At 69.6% G+C, this 17,213-nt stretch carries 17 protein-coding genes, 2 tRNA genes and 1 pseudogene; 16 read left to right on the top strand and 4 right to left on the bottom strand.

The window, feature by feature from the left end; all coding sequences use genetic code 11:
* The first annotated feature begins 246 nt into the window (after positions 1-246).
* The 6 genes from gyrB (at position 247) to ACFWB8_RS26580 (ending at position 7,472) form a co-directional block, all read left to right on the top strand.
* Positions 247-2,304 carry a DNA topoisomerase (ATP-hydrolyzing) subunit B gene (gene gyrB, locus ACFWB8_RS26605; protein ID WP_385232078.1) on the top strand — a complete coding sequence of 686 codons (2,058 nt, stop codon included), beginning with the start codon at positions 247-249 and terminating at the stop codon, positions 2,302-2,304.
* A gap of 40 nt (positions 2,305-2,344) precedes the next feature.
* The gene (gene gyrA, locus ACFWB8_RS26600; protein ID WP_385232075.1) at positions 2,345-4,960 is read left to right on the top strand and encodes a DNA gyrase subunit A; all 2,616 of its coding nucleotides are present in this window, start codon (positions 2,345-2,347) and stop codon (positions 4,958-4,960) included.
* Between the two features lie 2 nt (positions 4,961-4,962).
* Positions 4,963-5,574 carry a DUF3566 domain-containing protein gene (locus tag ACFWB8_RS26595; protein WP_385232072.1) on the top strand — a complete coding sequence of 204 codons (612 nt, stop codon included), beginning with the start codon at positions 4,963-4,965 and terminating at the stop codon, positions 5,572-5,574.
* A gap of 94 nt (positions 5,575-5,668) precedes the next feature.
* Positions 5,669-5,742 (top strand) — tRNA-Ile (locus ACFWB8_RS26590).
* A 145-nt stretch (positions 5,743-5,887) separates the two neighbouring features.
* Entirely contained in the window at positions 5,888-6,022 is a 135-nt protein-coding gene (locus ACFWB8_RS26585; RefSeq protein WP_208809277.1) for a DLW-39 family protein, read from the top strand.
* Positions 6,023-6,194: 172 nt separating this feature from the next.
* On the top strand, positions 6,195-7,472 hold the full coding sequence (locus ACFWB8_RS26580) for a hypothetical protein (RefSeq protein ID WP_385232069.1): 1,278 nt from the start codon (positions 6,195-6,197) through the stop codon (positions 7,470-7,472).
* Here ACFWB8_RS26580 and ACFWB8_RS26575 read toward each other — a convergent pair.
* A complete protein-coding gene (locus tag ACFWB8_RS26575) occupies positions 7,469-8,650 on the bottom strand; it encodes a serine/threonine-protein kinase (protein WP_385232066.1) in 1,182 nt (393 codons plus the stop codon). The genes ACFWB8_RS26580 and ACFWB8_RS26575 overlap by 4 nt on opposite strands.
* A 37-nt stretch (positions 8,651-8,687) precedes the next feature.
* Positions 8,688-9,236 carry a helix-turn-helix domain-containing protein gene (locus tag ACFWB8_RS26570; protein WP_385232063.1) on the bottom strand — a complete coding sequence of 183 codons (549 nt, stop codon included), beginning with the start codon at positions 9,234-9,236 and terminating at the stop codon, positions 8,688-8,690.
* 161 nt (positions 9,237-9,397) lie between these two features.
* On the opposite strand from ACFWB8_RS26570, the gene ACFWB8_RS26565 reads away from it, so the two are divergent.
* Positions 9,398-9,470, top strand: a tRNA-Ala gene (locus ACFWB8_RS26565).
* A gap of 225 nt (positions 9,471-9,695) precedes the next feature.
* Positions 9,696-10,187 carry a LysM peptidoglycan-binding domain-containing protein gene (locus tag ACFWB8_RS26560; RefSeq protein ID WP_385232060.1) on the top strand — a complete coding sequence of 164 codons (492 nt, stop codon included), beginning with the start codon at positions 9,696-9,698 and terminating at the stop codon, positions 10,185-10,187.
* A 71-nt stretch (positions 10,188-10,258) separates the two neighbouring features.
* On the opposite strand, the gene ACFWB8_RS26555 is transcribed toward ACFWB8_RS26560, so the two are convergent.
* A complete protein-coding gene (locus ACFWB8_RS26555) occupies positions 10,259-10,945 on the bottom strand; it encodes a DUF5324 family protein (RefSeq protein ID WP_385232057.1) in 687 nt (228 codons plus the stop codon).
* A gap of 175 nt (positions 10,946-11,120) precedes the next feature.
* Here ACFWB8_RS26555 and ACFWB8_RS26550 point away from each other — a divergent pair, with 175 nt between their 5' ends.
* Complete coding sequence (locus tag ACFWB8_RS26550; RefSeq protein WP_385232142.1) at positions 11,121-11,648, top strand: peptidylprolyl isomerase; 528 nt, start codon at positions 11,121-11,123, stop codon at positions 11,646-11,648.
* 110 nt (positions 11,649-11,758) lie between these two features.
* Positions 11,759-12,634, top strand: a complete 876-nt coding sequence (locus ACFWB8_RS26545) for a rhomboid family intramembrane serine protease (RefSeq protein WP_385232054.1) — start codon at positions 11,759-11,761, stop codon at positions 12,632-12,634.
* Positions 12,635-12,752: 118 nt separating this feature from the next.
* On the opposite strand, the gene crgA is transcribed toward ACFWB8_RS26545, so the two are convergent.
* Positions 12,753-13,010: a cell division protein CrgA gene (gene crgA / locus ACFWB8_RS26540; protein WP_385232051.1), complete on the bottom strand. Its 258-nt coding sequence runs from the start codon at positions 13,008-13,010 to the stop codon at positions 12,753-12,755.
* A 91-nt stretch (positions 13,011-13,101) separates the two neighbouring features.
* Between crgA and ACFWB8_RS26535 the strand changes: the two genes are divergently transcribed.
* The 6 genes and pseudogenes from ACFWB8_RS26535 (at position 13,102) to ACFWB8_RS26510 (ending at position 17,090) form a co-directional block, all read left to right on the top strand.
* Positions 13,102-13,890, top strand: coding sequence for a DUF881 domain-containing protein (locus ACFWB8_RS26535; RefSeq protein ID WP_385232048.1), 789 nt, complete (start codon positions 13,102-13,104; stop codon positions 13,888-13,890).
* 4 nt (positions 13,891-13,894) lie between these two features.
* A complete protein-coding gene (locus tag ACFWB8_RS26530) occupies positions 13,895-14,617 on the top strand; it encodes a class E sortase (RefSeq protein ID WP_385232045.1) in 723 nt (240 codons plus the stop codon).
* A gap of 78 nt (positions 14,618-14,695) precedes the next feature.
* Positions 14,696-14,872, top strand: a complete 177-nt coding sequence (locus ACFWB8_RS26525) for a hypothetical protein (RefSeq protein ID WP_385232042.1) — start codon at positions 14,696-14,698, stop codon at positions 14,870-14,872.
* Positions 14,869-15,507 (top strand): aminodeoxychorismate/anthranilate synthase component II, encoded by a 639-nt coding sequence (locus tag ACFWB8_RS26520; RefSeq protein ID WP_385232034.1) that lies wholly within the window; start codon positions 14,869-14,871, stop codon positions 15,505-15,507. The genes ACFWB8_RS26525 and ACFWB8_RS26520 overlap by 4 nt, the downstream gene beginning before the upstream one ends.
* Positions 15,471-16,319 (top strand): annotated as a pseudogene (locus tag ACFWB8_RS26515) (class E sortase); the annotation flags it as partial. The gene ACFWB8_RS26520 and the pseudogene ACFWB8_RS26515, both read left to right, overlap by 37 nt.
* Before the next feature lie 36 nt (positions 16,320-16,355).
* Positions 16,356-17,090, top strand: a complete 735-nt coding sequence (locus tag ACFWB8_RS26510; RefSeq protein ID WP_385232031.1) for a class E sortase — start codon at positions 16,356-16,358, stop codon at positions 17,088-17,090.
* The last annotated feature ends 123 nt before the right edge of the window (positions 17,091-17,213 follow it).

The following is a 17,213-nucleotide window of genomic DNA, read 5'->3' as shown; positions in this document are numbered from 1 at the left end:
CGTGTGAGCCACTTTGAGCCCCTCCCCGGATATGGGGAGTCGGAGAGTGGAGGTTCAGGGCGGCACATGCGGACTCAGGCACCAGCAAACCCCCATTCATGTCAGTGGTACCGGTAGACTGGGAGACAATCCCGCCCCTTCGCGGGATCCCGGTCGAGTAACACCGACTTGCACCGACTTAATGCTGACAACGCAGATCGACGCAGCCGCTCCTGCCGGCACACCTGCCGGCCCGGAGTACGTCCTGTGCTGTGCCAGAAAGGGCGCTTCGTGGCCGATTCCGGCAACCCCAACGAGAAGAACGAGTCCACCGCCGGCGGCGAGGCCGGTGAATCTTCGTATACCGGCAGCAACATCCAGGTCCTGGAGGGCCTGGATGCGGTCCGTAAGCGGCCCGGCATGTACATCGGATCGACGGGTGAGCGCGGTCTCCACCACCTCGTCTACGAGGTGGTGGACAACTCGGTCGACGAGGCTCTGGCCGGGCACGCCGACCGCATCGACGTCACCATCCTCGCCGACGGCGGCGTGCGCGTCATCGACAACGGGCGCGGCATCCCGGTCGACATCGTGCCCTCCGAGGGCAAGTCGGCCGTCGAGGTCGTCCTGACGGTCCTGCACGCGGGCGGCAAGTTCGGAGGCGGCGGCTACGCCGTCTCCGGTGGTCTGCACGGTGTCGGCGTGTCCGTGGTGAACGCACTGTCGACCAAGGTCTCGGTCGAGGTCCGGCGTGAGGGCTACCGCTGGACCCAGGACTACAAGATGGGCGTGCCGACGGCCCCGCTGGCGAAGAACGAGCAGACCGACGAGCAGGGCACGACGGTCACGTTCTGGGCCGACGGCGACATCTTCGAGACGACCGAATACTCCTTCGAGACGCTGTCGCGGCGCTTCCAGGAGATGGCCTTCCTCAACAAGGGCCTGACCCTGTCGCTGACGGACGAGCGCGAGTCGGCGAAGGCGACGATGGGCGCGGACTCGGCCGATGAGGCCGAGACGGACCAGGCGCGCACGGTGAAGTACTACTACGAGGGCGGCATCGTCGACTTCGTGAAGTACCTCAACTCGCGCAAGGGCGAGCTGATCCACCCGACCGTCATCGACGTCGAGGCCGAGGACAAGGAGCGCATGCTCTCGGTCGAGATCGCGATGCAGTGGAACTCGCAGTACACCGAGGGCGTCTACTCCTTCGCGAACACGATCCACACGCACGAGGGCGGTACCCACGAAGAGGGCTTCCGCGCGGCGATGACCGGTCTGGTCAACCGCTACGCGCGCGAGAAGAAGTTCCTCCGCGAGAAGGACGACAACCTCGCCGGCGAGGACATCCGCGAGGGTCTGACGGCGATCATCTCGATCAAGCTGGGCGAGCCGCAGTTCGAGGGCCAGACGAAGACCAAGCTGGGCAACACGGAGGCCAAGACCTTCGTGCAGAAGGTCGTGCACGAGCACCTCAACGACTGGTTCGACCGCAACCCGGTCGAGGCCGCGGACATCATCCGCAAGGCGATCCAGGCGGCCACGGCGCGCGTCGCGGCCCGCAAGGCCCGTGACCTGACGCGTCGCAAGGGTCTGCTGGAGTCCGCCTCGCTGCCGGGCAAGCTGTCCGACTGCCAGTCCAACGACCCGACGAAGTGCGAGATCTTCATCGTCGAGGGCGACTCGGCCGGCGGCTCGGCCAAGTCCGGCCGCAATCCGATGTACCAGGCCATCCTGCCCATCCGCGGCAAGATCCTGAACGTCGAGAAGGCGCGCATCGACAAGATCCTGCAGAACACCGAGGTCCAGGCGCTGATCAGTGCCTTCGGCACGGGTGTGCACGAGGACTTCGACATCGCGAAGCTCCGCTATCACAAGATCATCCTGATGGCGGACGCCGACGTCGACGGCCAGCACATCAACACCCTGCTGCTGACCTTCCTGTTCCGCTTCATGCGGCCGCTGGTCGAGGCCGGGCACGTCTACCTGTCGCGCCCGCCGCTGTACAAGATCAAGTGGGGCCGCGACGACTTCGAGTACGCGTACTCGGACCGCGAGCGCGACGCGCTGGTGGAGCTCGGCAAGCAGAACGGCAAGCGGATCAAGGAAGACTCGATCCAGCGCTTCAAGGGTCTGGGCGAGATGAACGCCGAGGAACTGCGCGTCACCACCATGGACGTGGACCACCGCGTGCTCGGCCAGGTCACCCTGGACGACGCCGCGCAGGCCGACGACCTGTTCTCGGTGCTGATGGGTGAGGACGTCGAAGCCCGGCGCTCCTTCATCCAGCGCAACGCCAAGGACGTCCGCTTCCTCGACATCTGAGTCGGCTCAGCTGACCGCCTGAAAGGATCTTTGACCAGCAATGGCCGACGAAACCACCCCCACCGCCGAGAACACCGAGGAAGAGCAGCCCATCATGCGCATCGAGCCCGTCGGGCTCGAGACGGAGATGCAGCGCTCCTACCTCGACTACGCGATGTCCGTCATCGTCTCCCGCGCGCTGCCCGACGTACGGGACGGCCTCAAGCCGGTCCACCGGCGCGTGCTGTACGCGATGTACGACGGCGGCTACCGGCCCGAGAAGGGCTTCTACAAGTGCGCCCGCGTCGTCGGTGACGTCATGGGTACGTATCACCCGCACGGTGACTCCTCGATCTACGACGCCCTGGTCCGCCTGGCCCAGCCGTGGTCGCTGCGGATGCCGCTGGTGGACTCGAACGGCAACTTCGGCTCCCCGGGCAACGACCCGGCGGCCGCGATGCGCTACACCGAGTGCAAGCTGATGCCGCTGGCCATGGAGATGCTCCGGGACATCGACGAGGAGACCGTCGACTTCACGGACAACTACGACGGCCGCAACCAGGAGCCGACGGTCCTGCCGGCGCGCTTCCCGAACCTGCTGGTCAACGGCAGCGCCGGTATCGCGGTCGGCATGGCCACGAACATCCCGCCGCACAACCTCCGCGAGGTCGCGGCGGGCGCGCAGTGGGCGCTCGAGCACCCGGAGGCCTCGCACGAGGAGCTCCAGGACGCGCTCATCGAGCGCATCAAGGGCCCGGACTTCCCGTCCGGCGCCCTGGTCGTGGGCCGCAAGGGCATCGAGGAGGCGTACCGCACCGGTCGCGGCTCCATCACGATGCGCGCGGTGGTGGAGGTCGAGGAGATCCAGAACCGCCAGTGCCTGGTGGTCACGGAGCTCCCGTACCAGACCAACCCGGACAACCTGGCGCAGAAGATCGCCGACCTGGTCAAGGACGGCAAGGTCGGCGGCATCGCCGACGTCCGCGACGAGACCTCGTCGCGAACCGGTCAGCGCCTGGTGATCGTGCTCAAGCGCGACGCCGTCGCCAAGGTCGTGCTGAACAACCTGTACAAGCACACCGACCTGCAGACCAACTTCGGCGCGAACATGCTGGCGCTGGTGGACGGGGTGCCGCGCACCCTGTCGATCGACGCCTTCATCCGCCACTGGGTGCAGCACCAGATCGAGGTCATCGTCCGGCGTACGCGCTTCCGCCTGCGCAAGGCGGAGGAGCGGGCGCACATCCTGCGCGGTCTGCTCAAGGCGCTGGACGCGATCGACGAGGTCATCGCCCTGATCCGGCGCAGCAACACGGTCGAGATCGCGCGCGAGGGCCTGATGGGCCTGCTGGAGATCGACGAGATCCAGGCGAACGCGATCCTGGAGATGCAGCTGCGCCGCCTGGCGGCGCTGGAGCGGCAGAAGATCGTCGCCGAGCACGACGACCTCCAGGCCAAGATCAACGAGTACAACGCGATCCTGGCCTCGGAGGAGCGGCAGCGCTCGATCGTGAGCGAGGAACTGGCCGCGATCGTCGAGAAGTTCGGCGACGACCGGCGCTCCAAGCTGGTGCCCTTCGACGGTGACATGTCCATCGAGGACCTGATCGCCGAAGAGGACATCGTCGTCACGATCACGCACGGCGGCTATGTCAAGCGCACCAAGACCGAGGACTACCGCTCGCAGAAGCGCGGCGGCAAGGGCGTGCGCGGCACGAAGCTGAAGCAGGACGACCTGGTCGACCACTTCTTCGTGTCCACCACGCACCACTGGCTGCTGTTCTTCACCAACAAGGGCCGGGTCTACCGCTCCAAGGCGTACGAGCTGCCGGACGCCGGCCGCGACGCGCGCGGGCAGCACGTGGCGAACCTGCTGGCCTTCCAGCCGGACGAGAAGATCGCCCAGATCCTCGCGATCCGCGACTACGAGGCCGCGCCCTACCTGATCCTGGCCACCAAGGGCGGCCTCGTGAAGAAGACGGCGCTCAAGGACTACGACTCGCCCCGTTCGGGTGGCGTCATCGCCATCAACCTCCGCGAGACGCAGGAGGGCAACGACGACGAGCTGATCGGCGCCGAGCTGGTGTCCGCCGAGGACGACCTGCTGCTCATCAGCAAGAAGGCGCAGTCGATCCGCTTCACGGCGACCGACGACGCGCTGCGCCCGATGGGCCGCGCCACCTCGGGCGTGAAGGGCATGAGCTTCCGCGAGGGTGACGAACTGCTCTCCATGAGCGTTGTGCGGCCGGGTACGTTCGTCTTCACCGCGACCGACGGCGGCTACGCCAAGCGGACGCCGGTGGACGAGTACCGCGTCCAGGGCCGTGGCGGTCTGGGCATCAAGGCCGCCAAGATCGTGGAGGACCGCGGGTCGCTCGTAGGGGCGCTCGTCGTGGACGAAACGGACGAGATTCTCGCCATCACGCTCAGCGGTGGTGTGATTCGTACGCGCGTCAACGAAGTCAGGGAGACCGGCCGTGACACCATGGGCGTCCAGCTGATCAACCTGGGCAAGCGAGATGCCGTGGTGGGCATCGCGCGCAACGCCGAGGCCGGTCAGGAAGCTGACGAGGTCGACGGGGCCGAGACAGAGATCGGGACCGAGGCGGCAGTCGAAGGACAGGCCGCCGAGGCCGCCGAGGGCACGCAGCCCTCGGCTGGGGAGCACGAGGAGTAAGCGTGAGTGGAGCCACGGGCGCCGGACCGGCACAGACTGGAGCGAACGGTGCCCGTGGCCCCGCCGCGGACTCCCAGGGGGGAACCGTGACGGACACTCGAGGACCGCAGGCACCGCAGGCCGGGCCGCCGCCCTACCACCCGCCGCAGGCGTACTCGGCGCCCTCGGGCCCGGGCGCGGCCCGCGGCGGCAGTGACCCGGGGGCGCAGCGCAAGCCGCGCACCGGGGCGCGTACGACGCCGAGGACGCGCAAGGCGCGGCTGCGGGTGGCCAAGGCCGACCCGTGGTCGGTGATGAAGGTCAGCTTCCTGCTGTCCATCGCGCTGGGCGTCTGCACGATCGTGGCGTCGGTGGTGCTGTGGATGGTCATGGACGCCATGGGCATCTTCTCGACCGTCGGCGGCACGATCAGCCAGGCGACCGGATCGAACGAGAGCAACGGCTTCGACCTCCAGGGGTTCCTGTCGCTGCCGCGCGTGCTGATCTTCACGTCGGTCATCGCGGTGATCGACGTGGTGCTGATGACGGCGCTCGCGACGCTCGGCTCGTTCATCTACAACCTGTCGGCGGGCTTCGTGGGCGGTGTGGAGCTCACGCTCGCCGAGGACGAATGACGGCCGGATGACCTGCGGGGACTGCCCCGGGGAACGGATTTTGGCCTGACCCGCTCTGTGCGCTAATCTTCAGGAGTCAGCGCGCAGCGCGGATGGGGCTATAGCTCAGTTGGTTAGAGCGCATCCCTGATAAGGATGAGGCCACAGGTTCAAATCCTGTTAGCCCCACAGTGTCGAAGACCCCCAGGCCCATGGCCTGGGGGTCTTTGTCGTAGCGCCAGTTGGCTGACCGCCAGATCACCGATCGGTATCGGCCGGTGTGTATTGTTGGGCGCCAGAAGTCCCCTACGTCAACGAAAGACGAGGTCGCGCGGTGAAGAAGCTGCTCCTGGTCGCACTGGCCGCCATCGGCGGGCTCCTCGTGTACCGCCAGATCCAGGCGGACCGCGCCGAGCAGGACCTGTGGACGGAGGCAACCGACTCCGTGCCTTCTGGTTCCGGTGTGTGAGACCCGAGGTTGATCCCAGAGCCCCGACTGCCGCTGCGGTCGGGGCTTTGTGCTGTTCTGTGACGAAAAGTTGCATTTTGCAAAGATTTGGCTTGCGCTGGCAAACTCGGGGTGGGTCGGGGTGGGCGGGATGAGTCGGGTACGTCGTCGGGCGCGGCGGGTTCGGGCAACGGTGCTGGTCGCAGCGGTGGCCCTGGGGGTCGCGGCCGCGGCGGCCGGGCCGTCTCTGGCGCAGCCGAGCCCTCAGCCGGTGCCCTCGTACCGGATCGCGGACGGCGCCAGGAAGGTCGAGGGCAAGCCCTCCAGCGCCGGCGCCCCGCTCCTGGACGCCGGGTCCGTCTACCAGGACGCCATCGCCCCCGGGGAGCGCTTCTACCGGCTCGTCCTCGACGACCGGTCCAGCGTGTACGTCTCCGCCGTGCTCCAGCCGCCGGCGGGGGCCAAGGTGGGCTCCAGCGACGGCGTCCAGGTGGAGGTCATGACCACCGAGGGGCGCGACTGCACGGGCAACCCGGGGCGGGCCGCCTTCGGCTACGACGCCGTACCCGTCAGCGCGGTCGGCGTCCGGCGGCTGGAGGAGGACTCCGACTGCCAGCAGGGCGGGGTCTATTACGCCAAGGTCACCAGGACCGCGGCCAAGGGCTCCGCCCCGAGCGCGTGGCCGCTGGAGCTGCGGGTACAGCGCGAGCCCGGCCTCGCCGCCGGCAGCGCGCCCACCACCGCGCCCAGCGCCTGGCCCTCGGCCTCCCCGACCCTGCCGGGCACCGAGTCCGTCCCCCGCAGCGGAGGCACCGGCTTCAACGACGCACGGGCGCTGGACGGCGGGGTGTGGCGCGACGAGCTGCGGCCCGGCCAGACCCGCTACTACCGGGTGCCGCTCGACTGGGGGCAGCAGCTCGGCTTCGGGGCCGAACTCTCCGCCGCCAAGCGGACCAAGGAGTACGGATCGGCCTCGGGCGGGCTCACCGTCTCGCTGTACACGCCCTATCGGGGGCTGGTCGAGGCCAAGGACGTCAGCTACGACGGCAAGCAGGCCAGCGTCACGCTGCCGAAGACGGCCCCGGTGGCGTACGAGAACCGCTACGCCTCCGAGACCGCGGTGCGGCCGGTGCGGATGGCCGGCTGGTACTACATCGCCGTGACCATGGCCGCGAAGGTCGCCGAGTTCACCGACGAGGCGGTACCCGTGCCGCTGACCCTGCGCATGGAGGTCCTCGGCGCTCCGGCCAAGGCGCCCGTGTACCGGGAGAGCCTCGCGGCGGGCGGCTTCGGGGTCGGCGGCGAGGACCGGGCCGCCGCGCAGGACGGGCTCACCGCGGTGGAGGCGGCCGACGCCGCCGGGAACCGCTCGGTGATGCGCGTCGTGGCCGGCGCGGGCTTCGGCGCCGGGAGCCTGCTGCTGCTGGTGCTCGGCGGCTGGATGCTGCTGGCCCGGCGGGCCCGGCCCTAGAGCTGGGTGAGGGCCCAGGCCCCGACCGCGAAGCACAGCAGTGCGGCGACGAGGATCCCGGCGGTGACCTTGGCGGGCGGCGGCGCGAGGGCGCCCGTACGGGCGGGCGGCGCGGGCGGGGCCGGGTGCGCGGGCGGGGTCGGCGGCGGGAGGTGGAAACTGCCCGTCTCCGAAGGCCCGAAGACGCCCAGGGGGGCCGGGGCGGTCGGCTGGTCCACGGCCGGGGCCGGGGGCGTGTCCGGAGGCGCGGCCGGGGTGGGCGGGGTGGGTGCGGGTGTGCCGTAGGGGCCCTGGGAGCCCTGGGGGCCCTGGGGGCCGAAACCGGCCGGGAGCGGGCCGAGTTGGTCGAAAACCTCCACCGGATCCTCGTCGGGCGCGGGCGCCGCCAGCAGCTCCACGGCCTCGGCAAGGGCCTTGCGCGCCCCCGTGGCCGTCTTGAACCGGCTCTGGGGGTCCGGCTGCAGGAGATTGGCCAGGACGTCCCACAGCGGCCCGGGGAGGCCCTCCGGGGGCCCGGGGGTCCCGTGGGCGAGGAAATGCTCCACCAGGGCCTGGGAGTCGGGCTTGCGGCCCTGCAGCAGGTACAGGGCGACCAGGCCGACGGCGAAGAGGTCGGCGGAGAAGTCGGGTTCGGCGCCGAGCAGTTGTTCGGGCGCGAAGTAGCCCGGCGTACCGACCACGTAGTTCGTCTCGGTCAGCCGGGGCTCACCCTTGCGCATGGAGATGCCGAAGTCGGACAGCCGCAGGTGCGGCCGCCCGGTTCCGGTGGCCTCCATCAGGATGTTGGCCGGTTTGATGTCGCGGTGGACGACACCCTCCGCATGCACCGCCGCCAGCCCCGACAGGAGCTGGTCGAGCAGCGTGCACACGAAACGGGGAGGCAGGGCCCCGTAGTCCCCGATCACATGGGCGAGGGAACCGCCGGCGACGAGGTCCATCGTGAACAGGACCTTGTCGTCGTCCGCCGCCCAGCTGGCCGGGGCGAGCACGTGCGGATGATCGATCCGCAGTGCCTGCTCACGCACGAACCGCAGCAGGGTGTGGGCATCGCTCTGCAGGAGGACCTTCGTGGCGACGTACCGGCGGCGCCGGTGGTCCCAGGACCGCCAGACGGCGCCCGCGCCACCGCGGCCGATCGGATCGATCAGTTCGTACCGACCGGCGAAGATCTCACCCATCGCTGCGCTCGTCCCCCGTTGCCCGTTGTCCCGCGCGTCAGTTCTGGTGGGACTCGTAGTGGGCGACCGCGTCCGCGGTGCGGCCCGCGCCGTACACCCGGAGGAACTCTGCCAGTTCCGGGTGGCTGGGGGCGAGGGTGTCCGCCGCCTCGATGATGTCACCGGCCGCGGAGACCGAGCGCAGCAGCGACTGGATCTCCCGGACGACGCGCTTGACGGTGGGTGCGCCGGAACCGGTGGTGGTCTGGCCGCTGTTGCTGAGGACGGAGCCTCCCTGGGTCTTCTTGATCTCGTCCATCCGGTCGGTGGCCTCCGCCGCGCTGACGCTCCCGTCGGCCACCTGGCCCGCGAGGTCCTGGAGGGCCTGGACCCGCTGAACCACGGCCGGGTTCCCGATCTTGGCGCGCTGGCCGCTCATCAGCTGGGACAGCATCGGCGCCGACAGTCCGAGGACGGCAGCGAGGCGAGCCTGGTTCAAGCCGAGGTCATCTATGAGCCGGCGGAAAAGCGCTCCGAGCGGCTCCCCGTACCAACTGCGCTGAAGCTCTCTGGCTCTGGCCGTGGCCTCTTGCTGTACTGCGTCCACTCTTACTACTCCCCTTCGCTGGTGCGAACCTCGCGAGCATCTTACGGAGAGTGGTCGCGGGGCGGGAGTCCCTATCATTTTGCGGGAAGAGGGGGTACACCCGGTACTCTGTTCTGCGGAACGACCTCTCCTTCACAGGGGACCGGCGCGTCCATTTTCGAGGGGCCTTAGCTCAGTTGGTAGAGCGCTGCCTTTGCAAGGCAGATGTCAGGAGTTCGAATCTCCTAGGCTCCACCTCGTGAACTCCCTCTGACCTGCAGGAATGCAGATCAGAGGGAGTTTTTTTCGTGCCCATGTTTCACGTGAAACATCAGGTCCGGCGCGGGGTCCGGCGAGACAAGGGGGCGGCGTCCCCCGGACGGCCCCGTCACACGGCCGCCCGGCGCCGCGTGTCCGACAGTGGTGGAAGGCACCCAGCCCAGGGGGGCAACACCACGCCGGAGGCTCACGCTCATGGGAATGTTCGACTTCCTGAAGTCAGACAAGAAGAAGCAGCAAGAGGCGGCCGAGAAGGTCAAGGAGCAGGTGGAGCAGCGGGCCGCCGCGGCGCAGTCGGCGCCCTCCGTGACCAGGCCGGCCGACACCGGGACCAAGTACACCGACGCCGCCTCGGCCACCAAGGCGGCGGCGGAGCGGATGGCGGCCGCCGCGCCCCCCAAGCCCGCTGCCGCCCCCGCCCCGCCGCGGCGCGCCGCGCAGGCCCCCGCGCCGCACACCCCCACCCCGGCCTCGGCCGCGCACAAGGCCGTGCCCGCGGCCCCCACACCCAAGCCGGCGCCCGCCAAGAAGCGCACGTACACGGTCCAGCCCGGCGACTCGCTGTCCGCGATCGCCCGCCGTGAGCTGGGCAACGAAGCCCGCTGGCGCGAGCTCTACGCCATGAACGAGGGCGTGGTCGGCTCCAACCCCGACCTCATCCACCCGGGCATGGTGCTCACGCTCCCCAGCTGAACGCGCGCACGGAATGACGAAGGGGCCCGGATCCAGGTGGATCCGGGCCCCTTCGTCATGTGCGTCGTGCGTCAGCGCTTGTCTTCCTCCGCGTCCGCCGCGCGCTTCTTCGCTGCCAGCTCGTCGTCGAAGCTGGCCGGCTCCGCGCCCCGCTCCGGCACCTCGGTGGCCGCCGGCGGTTCGACGAGCCAGTCCGGGTTCGACTGCTGGTCCCACCACTTCCACGCCGCGAAGGCGCCGCCCGCCAGCAGGCCGACCAGCGCGACGCCCTTGATCAGCCGGCTCGCGCGCGCTCGCCGCTCGTGGCGCCGTACCAGCTTCTGCACCTCCTTCGCCGACACCTGGCCGCGCAGCGCCGCCAGGGCGGCCGTCGAACGCGACGAGAGTTCCTCGGCCACCGGCTGCGCCGCCGCGAGCGCGCCTTCGAGGCGCGGCTGCGTGTAATCCGCCGCCTGACGCACCGCCCGGCGGGACTGCTTCACCGCATTGGTAGCCGCCCGGTCCACATTCGGCGGCACGTGCGTGCGCGCCGCCTTGATCCGGGGATGTACATGACTGTCATACGTCGTACGAGCTTGTCGGGCGGCCACATCAGCCGCGTACGACACCTTCGGGGCCAGCCGCTCGTTGGCTTCTTGGGCGTAGTGCACCGCGGCATCCTTGGCGGATTCCGCGTACGGTGCCACCACTTCCGCCGCGTGCAGGAAACTCTCCCTGGCGCTCTCGGCTGCCAGGCGCACGCTGTCCTTGCGGGTCACGGGATCCTCCTCCTCGGTGGCGGACACAGTTCACCTTTCCACCCTTTGTCGGATCATGCCTGCCATACCGTCGACGGGCATGTGTGACAGGGCATACGGGTGGACGATTTCTGTCCGGCACGACGCTCCGTGCGACTATCTGAAACCGACAGTGCTGACTATGGAAGGCAGATCCGTGGCCGAGAAGCTCTACGCCACCCTGAAGACCACCCTCGGGGACATCGAGATCGAGCTGCTGGCGAACTTCGCTCCGAAGACGGTCCGGAACTTCGTCGAGCTCGCCACCGGTGAGCGCGAGTGGATCCGCCCCACCGATGGCCAGAAGACCACGGACCCGCTCTACGACGGCACTCTCTTCCACCGTGTGATCAGCGGGTTCATGATCCAGGGCGGTGACCCGCTCGGCAACGGTACGGGCGGCCCCGGCTACCACTTCGCCGACGAGTTCCACCCCGACCTGGCCTTCACCAAGCCCTACCTGCTCGCGATGGCCAACGCCGGCCCGGGCACCAACGGCTCCCAGTTCTTCATCACCGTCGCCCCCACCGCCTGGCTGACGCGCAAGCACACCATCTTCGGCGAGGTCACCGACGGGGAGAGCCGCAAGGTCGTGAACGCCATCGCCGCCAGCGCGACCAACCCGCGCACCGAGCGCCCCCTCGACGACGTGGTCATCCAGTCCGTCGTCGTCGAGAAGCGCTGACCGCAGCCGACCCGCAGCCTCCGGGAACCTTTGGGCCCGGCCCGTCCGTACTCGATGTGTACCGGACCGGTGGGGCGGATCAGCCGCCTCGCCGCCGACCGAGGGGACCGATGGACACCGACCGCCTGCCGGGCTGCTACCGCCACCCGGACCGCGACACGGGCATCCGCTGCACGCGCTGCGAGCGCCCCATCTGCCCCGAGTGCATGATCAGCGCCTCGGTCGGCTTCCAGTGCCCCGAATGCGTACGCGAGGGATCCGGTACGGGCCACCGCCCCACGGCCAATGCGCCGCGCACCCTCGCGGGCGGGGTGGTCGCAGCCGACCCGCAGCTGGTCACCAGGATCCTGATCGGGATCAATGTCGCGGTGTTCCTCGCGGCTGCCGTCTTCCCGGCGCTGGTGATCCAGCTGGAGCTGCTCGGCCGCTACGTCGAGTACGTCGGCGCGCCGCTCGAAGGGGTTTCCACCGGCCAGTACCACCGGCTGCTGACCTCGGTGTTCCTGCATGTCGAGTGGTGGCACATCATCGGCAACATGCTCGGCCTGTGGTTCATCGGCGGGCCGCTCGAGGCGGCGCTCGGCCGGGCCCGCTACCTCGCGGTCTACCTGCTGTCGGGCCTGGGCGCGAGCGCCCTCGTCTATCTGCTGACCCCGCCGAACACGCCGACCCTGGGCGCGTCCGGCGCCGTCTTCGGCCTGCTCGGCGCCACCGTCGTCCTCGCGCGGCGGCTGCGCTACGAGATGCGGCCGCTGGTCACGGCGGTCGTCCTCATGCTGGTGCTGACGTTCGTCCCGTTCGGCGGCAGTCTGAACGTGTCGTGGCAGGCTCACATCGGCGGTCTGGTGACCGGCGCACTGCTCGCGCTGGGGCTGCTGCGGCCCGCTGCCGGCAGGAATCGCACGCTCATCCAATGGGGCACGTGCGCGGTGGTGTTCCTGCTGGCGGCAGCGGTGATCGCGGTCCGGACTGCCGCACTCACCTGATCACACCGGCGTCAACTCTCCACAGAGTTATCCACAGATCTTCTGTCTTTTCCTCAGGTGTGGATGACGCTGTGGATAACTCATGGGGAGAGCTTGCGCAGCCGGTACTAGCGTGCTTCTACTTCCACTGCGTGGAGACGCCGAATCCCGCGGCGATGAATCCGAAACCGACCACAATGTTCCAATTGCCCAGCGCCTCGATCGGCAGCTGGGTGTCGGTCACGTAAAAGACGACAATCCACGCGAGACCGATCAGGAAGAACGCCAGCATGACCGGAGCGACCCAGCTGCGGTTGGTCAGCTTGATCGTCTGTGCCTGCTTCGCCGCCGGCGGCGGGGTGTAGTCGTCCTTCTTGCGGATACGTGACTTCGGCACGAGGGGTTCTCCTGTCGATGCGCTGGGGACCTTGCCTCCCCCGGGCGTCCGTTAGCGTAGTGGACCTGTGGCGTTGAAGGAGAAGGGTACGTTGAGCAATTCCGACGACTCCTCCGCGGGTCCCCGTCGGCGGGTCAGACCGGTCCGGCTGCTGACGGCAGCCGTGTTCGCCCTGGCCGGCCTGATCTTCGTCACCAGCTTCAACACCTCCAAGGGTACGAACATCCGCACGGACGCCTCGCTCCTCAAGCTCTCCGACCTCATCCACGAGCGCAGCCAGAACAACGCGGAGCTGGAGAAGAGCACCGGAGCGGTGCGCGCCCGGGTGGACGCCCTCGCCGAGCGCGACGACGGCAGCACCAAGGCCGAGGACGCCAAGCTGGCCGCCCTGCGCGCCGCCTCGGGCACCGAGGAGCTGTCCGGCAAGGCGCTCACGGTCACCCTCAACGACGCGCCGCCGAACGCGACCGCCCGCATCCCCAACGTGCCCGAACCGCAGCCCAACGACCTGGTGATCCACCAGCAGGACCTCCAGGCCGTCGTGAACGCCCTCTGGCAGGGCGGCGCCGAGGGGGTCCAGGTCATGGACCAGCGGCTGATCTCCACCAGCGCCGTGCGCTGCGTCGGCAACACCCTGATCCTCCAGGGCCGGGTGTACTCGCCCCCGTACAAGGTCACGGCGGTCGGCGACCCGGGCGCGTTGCGCAAGGCCCTCGCCTCCTCCCCGGCGCTGCAGAACTACCAGCTGTACGTCAACGCGTACGGGCTCGGCTGGAAAGTGGACGAGCACAAGGCGCTGACACTGCCCGGCTACTCCGGCACAGTGGACCTCCACTATGCGAAGCCCGTGGCCCCCTCCTCCGAGACGGGCGCGCCCTGAGGGAGTGCGCGCCGATGCCGTCCTGCGCCTGGTGGTGCGGACGTCCAGCGAGGTGTGTCTGACGGCGGGCACGCTGATCGTGCTCTTCGTGGCGTACGTCCTGCTGTGGACCGGCGTCAAGGCCGACCAGGCCATGGACGGGGAGATGACGCGGATGCGCGACCGCTGGGCCGCGGCGGCGCCCGCGGCCGCCCCGCAGCCGTCGCCGACAGCGGCGCCGGTCCCCTCACCGCAGCCCGCGCCGCCCCCCGCGTACCCCGAGGGCCGGGCCTTCGCCGAGATGTACATCCCCCGCTTCGGGGCGGACTGGAACAAGCCGGTCCTGGAGGGCACGGGGACCGACCTGCTCAAGAAGGGCCTCGGCCACTACGCCGGCACGGCCCGGCTCGGCGACACGGGGAACTTCGCGGTGGCGGGCCACCGGCGCACCTACGGCGATCCCTTCAAAGACATGCCGGAGCTGCGCCCGGGCGACGCCGTGATCCTCAAGGACGACGCGAACTGGTACACGTACACGGTCCGCGCCGAAGCCCTGCGCATCCAGCCGGACGAGGTCGCCGTGGTCGACCCGGTGCCCCCGCGTTCGCCCTTCACGGCCCCCGGCCGGTACCTGACGCTGACCACCTGCGACCCGGAATGGGGGCACAGCCACCGCCTCGTCGTGTGGGCCGAACTGACCGGTACCCGGGCCGTCTCACAGGGTGGACCGGAGGGTTTGCCAAGGTGACCCCACCGCGCCGGGCGGGCCCTTTAGGCTGTGGACGTACCGCCCCTGCGGTGCGTTGAGCGAAAGGCAGCGGACGGCATGTACGGCTGGATCTGGCGGCACCTGCCGGGTAGCGCGTGGGTACGCGTGGCGATCTCCCTCGTGCTGGTCCTCGCGGTGGTGTTCGTGCTGTTCCAGTACGTCTTTCCGTGGGCCGAGCCGCTGCTCCCGTTCAACGATGTGACGGTGGACGAAGGATCGGGAGCCACTCCGTGAGCGCGCGCATTCTGGTGGTCGACAACTACGACAGCTTTGTCTTCAACCTGGTCCAGTACCTGTACCAGCTCGGCGCCGAATGCGAGGTGCTGCGCAACGACGAGGTCGAGCTCGCGCACGCGCAGGACGGCTTCGACGGAGTCCTGCTGTCGCCGGGGCCGGGTACGCCGGAAGAGGCCGGCGTCTGCATCGACATGGTCCGGCACTGCGCGGACACGGGCGTTCCGGTCTTCGGCGTCTGCCTCGGCATGCAGTCGATGGCGGTCGCGTACGGAGGGGTCGTGGGCCGGGCGCCCGAGCTGCTGCACGGCAAGACCTCGCCGGTGGTCCACGAGGGCCTCGGGGTGTTCGAGGGACTGCCCTCGCCGTTCACCGCGACCCGGTACCACTCGCTCGCGGCCGAGCCGCAGACGCTGCCCGGCGTACTGGAGGTCACGGCGCGCACCGAGGACGGGATCATCATGGGCCTGCGCCACCGGGAGCACGACGTCGAGGGTGTGCAGTTCCACCCCGAGTCGGTGCTGACCGAGTGGGGGCACCGGATGCTCGCGAACTGGCTGGTGCGGTGCGGTGACGCGGGTGCCGTGGAGCGCTCGGTGGGGCTGGCCCCGGTGGTGGGCAAGGCCGTCGCGTGACGGCCCTCGCGCCGTCCGCGCCCACGGAGGGCCGGGCCGCGCGGCGCAGGGCAGCTCAGGAGGCCGCGAGGCGTCCGCGCTCGCGGCGGCGGGGCGGGCGCCGGCGAAGGCGCCCCGCCTCGGGCGGCCCGGTGGTGGTCGCCAGCCGGCTGGCCGGGGAGCTCTTCATCACCCTCGGCGTGGTGATGCTGCTGTTCGTCGCCTACCAGCTCTGGTACACGAACCTGGTGGCCGAACGGGCCGCGAACGGGGCCGCCGGCTCCCTGCGCCAGACTTGGCAGCACGATCAGGGCGGGGCGGACGCGCCGCCCGTGTCGGCCTTCGAACCGGGCCAGGGCTTCGCCATCCTGTACATCCCGAAGCTCGACGTGAAGGTCCCCGTGGCGGAGGGCACCAGCAAGCCGAAGGTGCTCGACAAGGGGATGGTCGGCCACTACGGCGAGGGCCCGCTGAAGACGGCCATGCCGGGCGACCCGCAGGGGAACTTCGCGGTGGCGGGGCACCGGAACACGCACGGCGAGCCGCTGCGCTACATCAACCGGCTGGTGCCGGGGGACCCGATCGTGGTCGAGACGCGGGACGCGTACTACACGTACGAGATGACCTCGCAGCTGGCGCAGACGCCGCCGACCAACGTGTCGGTGCTGAAGCCGGTGCCCGAGGGATCGGGCTTCACGGGCCCGGGCCGCTACATCACGCTGACGACCTGCACCCCGGAATTCACCAGCACCTACCGGATGATCGTATGGGGCAGGATGATCGAGGAACGCCCCCGCGGGCAGGGTGCTCCGCCCGCGCTGGCCTCCCCGTAGCCGCCCTCCCGTAGCCGCCCTAAGGACGAATCAGCAGTGTCACGTGCCCGCCGCCGCGCCGCGGCGCCGCCTCCCGGCCGCAGTGTGCTCGCCGGCTTCCTGAGCCTGCTCGGGGAGCTCCTGATCACGGTGGGCCTGGTGCTCGGCCTGTTCGTCGTGTACTCGCTGTGGTGGACGAACGTCCTGGCGGACCGCCAGGCCTCGGCGCGGGGCGATCAGATCCGCCAGCAGTGGGAGCAGCCGCCGGCCCCGACGCCTTCGGCGGCCACAGAGCCGGGGGCGCTGGACACCCAGGGCGGGGTCGGCTTCCTGCACGTGCCGTCGATGAAGAACGGCGAGGTGCTGGTGAAGCGGGGCACGGACTCGGAGGTCCTCAACGACGGGGTCGCCGGCTACTACACGGACCCGGTGAAATCGGCGCTGCCGTGGGACCCGACGGGCAACTTCACGCTGGCGGCGCACCGGGACGGGCACGGGGCGAAGTTCCACAACATCGACAAGGTGAAGACGGGCGACGCGGTCGTCTTCGAGACGCGGGACACCTGGTACGTCTACAAGGTCTTCGCGGAGCTGCGCCAGACGTCGAAGTACAACGTGGACGTGATCAACCCGGTGCCCAAGGAGTCGGGCAGGACGACCCCGGGGCGCTACATCACGCTCACCACCTGCACCCCGGTGTACACCTCGAAGTACCGGTACGTCGTGTGGGGCGAGCTGGTCAGGACGGAGAAGGTCGACGACAAGCGGACCCCGCCGGCGGAGCTCCGCTGACACGGCCCCGGAGGCCCCAGTGGCCCCAGGGGCCACGGTGGTACGCGCGAGGCCTCAGGGGGCCGCGCAGGGCCCTTGTCGAGGCCGCGGAAAAGGCCCGGCCCCTCTCACTGCCTGTCTCTT

The organism is Streptomyces sp. NPDC060031 (assembly GCF_042736805.1).
Classification (GTDB): domain Bacteria; phylum Actinomycetota; class Actinomycetes; order Streptomycetales; family Streptomycetaceae; genus Streptomyces.
This window is presented reverse-complemented; position numbering and strand designations above follow the sequence as displayed.

Excerpts from the sequence above, each read along its gene's own strand:
- ACFWB8_RS26525 (WP_385232042.1), top strand. The coding sequence starts at position 14,696 with ATGTACGGCTGGATCTGGCGGCACCTGCCGGGTAGCGCGTGGGTACGC.
- gyrA (WP_385232075.1), top strand. The coding sequence starts at position 2,345 with ATGGCCGACGAAACCACCCCCACCGCCGAGAACACCGAGGAAGAGCAG.
- ACFWB8_RS26575 (WP_385232066.1), bottom strand. The coding sequence starts at position 8,650 with ATGGGTGAGATCTTCGCCGGTCGGTACGAACTGATCGATCCGATCGGC.
- ACFWB8_RS26545 (WP_385232054.1), top strand. The coding sequence starts at position 11,759 with ATGGACACCGACCGCCTGCCGGGCTGCTACCGCCACCCGGACCGCGAC.
- ACFWB8_RS26560 (WP_385232060.1), top strand. The coding sequence starts at position 9,696 with ATGTTCGACTTCCTGAAGTCAGACAAGAAGAAGCAGCAAGAGGCGGCC.